Annotated in this window: 5 protein-coding genes; 2 read left to right on the forward strand and 3 right to left on the reverse strand. The window is 45.2% G+C overall.

The window, feature by feature from the left end:
* From ABUA47_RS01160 to ABUA47_RS01170, 3 genes are all read right to left on the reverse strand, one after another.
* The coding region (locus tag ABUA47_RS01160) for a nitrilase-related carbon-nitrogen hydrolase (protein WP_349831383.1) at positions 1-324 on the reverse strand (324 nt) is incomplete at its 3' end.
* A 22-nt stretch (positions 325-346) separates the two neighbouring features.
* Positions 347-901 (reverse strand): 1-acyl-sn-glycerol-3-phosphate acyltransferase, encoded by a 555-nt coding sequence (locus tag ABUA47_RS01165; protein WP_005826663.1) that lies wholly within the window; start codon positions 899-901, stop codon positions 347-349.
* Between the two features lies 1 nt (position 902).
* Positions 903-1,172: a hypothetical protein gene (locus tag ABUA47_RS01170; protein WP_005826660.1), complete on the reverse strand. Its 270-nt coding sequence runs from the start codon at positions 1,170-1,172 to the stop codon at positions 903-905.
* A 303-nt stretch (positions 1,173-1,475) separates the two neighbouring features.
* Here ABUA47_RS01170 and ABUA47_RS01175 point away from each other — a divergent pair, with 303 nt between their 5' ends.
* Together ABUA47_RS01175 and ABUA47_RS01180 are read left to right on the forward strand one after the other, a co-directional pair.
* A complete protein-coding gene (locus ABUA47_RS01175; RefSeq protein WP_009036815.1) occupies positions 1,476-2,750 on the forward strand; it encodes an efflux RND transporter periplasmic adaptor subunit in 1,275 nt (424 codons plus the stop codon).
* 7 nt (positions 2,751-2,757) lie between these two features.
* Positions 2,758-3,005, forward strand: a 248-nt coding sequence (locus ABUA47_RS01180) for an efflux RND transporter permease subunit (RefSeq protein ID WP_410520177.1), incomplete at its 3' end; no start/stop codon positions are given.

The raw sequence follows: 3,005 nt of genomic DNA on the forward strand, positions 1-3,005 counted from the left end.
GTAAGCATTGCCTTCGGGCGTAAGGAAGAATGCGCGGTTGTAGTAGGATGGCTTTCCGCCTTCCGAGGCTGTTTCGCAGGCAATATAGCTGCCGGCAAGAGCAAGCCGGTACTCTTCGGACCATTGGCGCAGTGTTGCGATGGTTTCTCCCGTTGTGGGTTCGGCCAAGCTGGCGGTGTCCATACTAAAGCCGGTGGAGAATGTTTCCGGTAAAACAACAATCTCCGTTGTTCCACGAAGAGTTTCTAACTTCTCGCGGAGACGACGGAGATTTTCTTGTTTATTTTCCCAGACGATGTCTGTTTGCAAGATGCTTATTCGCATGGCATTAATGCTTAATACCTGATTAGATATTTCCTAAATCAAAATTTTCGGGATTTTTTCCTTTAAAGTTCTTGAAGTACAGTTTTATCTCGCGCATATCCTTTTCGATGTCTCCGGTAGGCATGACAGCCTTGGTAGAGGAGATGGTCTTGGAAGGATAATCAATCCCGATAAGCATGATGGGCACTTGTGCTTTAAGTGCTATGTAATAAAAACCTTTCTTCCAGTTGGGATTGGCTTTACGGGTTCCTTCCGGTGTAATAGCCAGGTGGAAATGCTTGCTGTTTGCAAACTTTTCGGTCATTTGGTCCACTAAGGAAGATTTACGTCCCCGGTTCACCGGAATGCCGCCAACGGCTTTGAATATCAGTCCCAGAGGAAAAAAGAACCATTCCTTTTTCATCATGAAACTGGTCTTGCGGCCGATGGCACCATAAAACAATTTACCGATAAATAAGTCCCAATTGGAAGTATGGGGTGCCGCACAAATTACACATTTGTCGTAGTCGGGCACCGTCACGTTTGTCTTCCAGCCCAGCAGGCGATAATAAATGAAGCTATAAAAGGCTTTCTTCATCTTATTTCAGTTTGCCCATTGCGTCAATAATTTCGTCTACTTTTGCATTGAAGTCAGCACGAAGTTTTTTGTAGAAACCTTTTACATTTCCTGGCTCGGTGTGGCTGATGCGGCTTATGAATTCATCTTGCATTTTCAGAATTTCAGCCATCAGTTCATCGGCTTTTTGTTTGTCTGTTCCAGGCACATATAAGCTGTTTACAAGACACTCTGTGAACAATTCACCTGCAATATAGTTTATATTCTTCTTTAGTTCTTTTCTACTTGCCATAATCTTTACGTTTAAAATGAATAATCTGAATTATTTTCGGTAAAGATAATGTTTTTCTTTGTTAGTGTAGAGCAAAAAAGGGTTTTTATGTGTTTTTAATTTAGTAGTTTTGTGGAATTATTCCACAAACTGTGGACACATTCCACAGGGAAAAATGGAGGATGCCACCATGAATAAAGAACTGCCGTCTGCTTTTCTGCTTGATATATAGTTTGTTAGACGTAATGGATGAGATGGTGATAGATTGGCATCGGATTTGCTTTAATAGAAAGAAACAGGGTTAAATTTAATATACAAACAAGCATGAGACAGTCTTTTACGAAAAAAGAATTGAAACTAAAGAAGAAGAGGTTGCTGATGATGGTTGCCTGCATGGCGGTATTGTTGGCAGGTTACGTTATTCTGACTTGGCCTAAGAAGGTGGAATCGGAAGCTCCTACCGTGATTGTGGAATCTGCGGAAAAAGGAGATGTGGAGATATATGGCGAGTACGTGGGACGTATTCGCGCTCAGCAGTTTGTAGAGGTACGTGCGCGTGTGGAAGGGTATTTGGAGAATATGCTTTTCGCAGAAGGAACATATGTCACCAAGAACCAGGTACTTTTTGTGATAAACCAGGACCAGTATAGGGCAAAGGCTGACAAAGCTCGTGCACAGTTAAAGAAGGATGAAGCGCAGGCATTGAAGGCAAAGCGCGATTTGGAGCGTATCCGCCCCCTCTATGCGCAGAACGCTGCCAGCCAGCTGGATTTGGACAATGCCCAGGCTGCTTACGAGACTGCAGAAGCCTCAGTAGCGATGAGCCAGGCCGATTTGGACCAGGCTGAATTGGAATTGGGATATACGTTGGTCCGTTCTCCGCTATCGGGACATATCAGTGAAAGAAATGTGGATTTGGGAACATTGGTCGGACCGGGAGGCAAGTCCTTGCTGGCTACGGTTGTGAAAAGTGATACGGTTCTGGTAGATTTCAGCATGACGGCATTGGATTACCTGAAAAGCAAGGAACGGAATATCGATATAGGGCGTCAGGACTCTACACGTTCCTGGCAGCCGAACATTACGATTACTTTGGCGGATAATACCGTCTATCCTTATAAGGGCTATGTGGATTTTGCCGAACCTCAGGTGGACCCTCAGACCGGAACATTCTCCGTACGTGCAGAAATGCCGAATCCTGACAGAGTGTTGTTGCCGGGGCAGTTTACAAAGGTGAAGCTGTTGCTGGATGTACGTGAGGGTGCTGTCGCCGTTCCTCAAAAGGCAGTTACCATTGAGAAAGGTGGTGCATATATTTTTGTGATGCGCCGGGACTCTACGGTTGAAAAGCGTTTCATTGAGTTGGGACCTGAATTTGGCAACAATTGGGTGGTTGAACGTGGTCTGGCTGCCGGAGAACAAATTGTGACGGAAGGTTTCCACAAGCTGACTCCGGGTATGAAAGTACGTGCCCAGGTTGCCGTTCCTAAAAAGGAGGAAGAACAGACGAGTGATTCTCTGAACAAGCAGGTTGTTTCCGAAACGAAGCAGACTACTCCGACTGAGAATAAATCAAAGGACAACAACCCTTCAAAGTAATGATGTTATGAAAGTAAGTTTCTTTATAGACCGCCCGGTATTCTCGGCGGTGATATCGATTGTGATTGTAATTGTCGGTATCATTGGCCTGACCATGCTGCCGGTAGACCAATATCCGCAGATAACGCCTCCCGTAGTGAAAATCAGTGCTTCCTATCCGGGAGCCAGTGCATTGACTGTTTCGCAGGCGGTGGCAACCCCTATCGAGCAAGAGATAAACGGTACTCCCGGTATGCTGTACATGGAGTCCAACAG

The sequence above is a fragment of the Bacteroides sp. RTP31139st1_H2_RTP31139_211217 genome, assembly GCF_040227615.1.
Taxonomy (GTDB): domain Bacteria; phylum Bacteroidota; class Bacteroidia; order Bacteroidales; family Bacteroidaceae; genus Bacteroides; species Bacteroides uniformis.

What these genes read in the sequence shown, in the direction of transcription:
- ABUA47_RS01165 (WP_005826663.1), bottom strand. Translation starts at nt 901, where the DNA reads ATGAAGAAAGCCTTTTATAGCTTCATTTATTATCGCCTGCTGGGCTGG.
- ABUA47_RS01170 (WP_005826660.1), bottom strand. Translation starts at nt 1,172, where the DNA reads ATGGCAAGTAGAAAAGAACTAAAGAAGAATATAAACTATATTGCAGGT.
- ABUA47_RS01175 (WP_009036815.1), top strand. Translation starts at nt 1,476, where the DNA reads ATGAGACAGTCTTTTACGAAAAAAGAATTGAAACTAAAGAAGAAGAGG.